The 1247-nt window shown below is 48.4% G+C and carries 1 protein-coding gene; it reads left to right on the top strand.

Going from position 1 to position 1247, the window contains the following annotated elements; all coding sequences use genetic code 11:
* A partial coding sequence (locus tag R8N46_RS24905; protein WP_318189734.1) for a thiamine pyrophosphate-dependent enzyme occupies positions 1–1247 on the top strand: 1247 nt, incomplete at both ends.

Here is a 1247-nt window from a genome sequence, read left to right as displayed (position 1 = left end):
AAGATGGTTCAGGCGCCGATTTTCCACGTTAACGCCGATGATCCAGAAGCTGTTGCTTTTGTTACTCGCATTGCATTGGATTACCGCAACGAGTTCAAACGTGATGTCGTGATTGATTTGGTTTGTTACCGTCGTCATGGTCACAACGAAGCGGATGAACCGAACGCGACTCAGCCGTTGATGTACCAAAAAATCAAAAAGCACCCAACTCCTCGTAAACTGTACGCCGATGTTCTGATTGATAAGAATGAGTCGGATATTGAAACTGCAACGCAGTTGGTGAACGAGTATCGTGATGCACTTGACCGCGGTGAAGTCGTGGTGAAAGAGTGGCGTCCGATGGCATTGCATTCTGTAGACTGGTCTCCTTACTTGGGACACGAGTGGGATATGCAATGGGAGTCGACCTACGATAAGCAACGCCTTGTCGAGTTAGGTAATCGTTTATGTCAGTACCCGGAAAGCCACAAGCTGCAAAGCCGAGTAAACAAGCTGTACAACGATCGCTTAGCAATGATGACAGGTGAGAAGGCTATTGACTGGGGTATGGCTGAAACATTGGCTTACGCGACATTGGTAGACGATGGTAAGCGTATCCGTATTTCTGGTCAGGACTCAGGTCGTGGTACTTTCTTCCATCGTCACTCAGTTCTTCACAACCAATCAGATGCAAGCACTTACATCCCGCTAGCGAATATCCATGACAAGCAGGGGCCTTTCCAAGTTTTTGACTCTGTGTTGTCGGAAGAAGCTGTTCTTGCATTTGAGTACGGTTATGCAACAGCTGAACCTGGCGGTTTGACCATTTGGGAAGCGCAGTTTGGTGACTTCGCTAACGGCGCACAAGTGGTTATTGACCAATTCATTTCGTCTGGTGAGCAAAAGTGGGGACGTTTGTGCGGCCTGACGATGCTTCTGCCTCATGGTTACGAAGGCCAAGGTCCGGAGCACTCATCTGCTCGTCTAGAGCGTTACCTTCAATTGTGTGCTGAGCAAAACATGCAGGTCGTTGTACCATCAACGCCAGCTCAGGTGTACCACATGATTCGTCGTCAAGTAGTACGCCCAATGCGTCGACCATTGATTGTAATGTCTCCTAAATCATTGCTTCGTCATCCTCTTTGTACTTCGACTCTAGAAGACCTTGCAGAAGGTACGTTCCAAGCAGCGATCCCTGAAGTGGATAACTTGGAGCCAAGCAAAGTGAAACGCGTCGTGTTCTGTTCGGGTAAGGTGTATTTCGACCT

The organism is Vibrio sp. 1874, assembly GCF_033344395.1.
Classification (GTDB): Bacteria; Pseudomonadota; Gammaproteobacteria; order Enterobacterales; family Vibrionaceae; genus Vibrio; species Vibrio alginolyticus.
The sequence above is the reverse complement of the archived record's forward strand: the minus strand, read 5'-3'. Positions and strand labels throughout refer to the sequence as shown.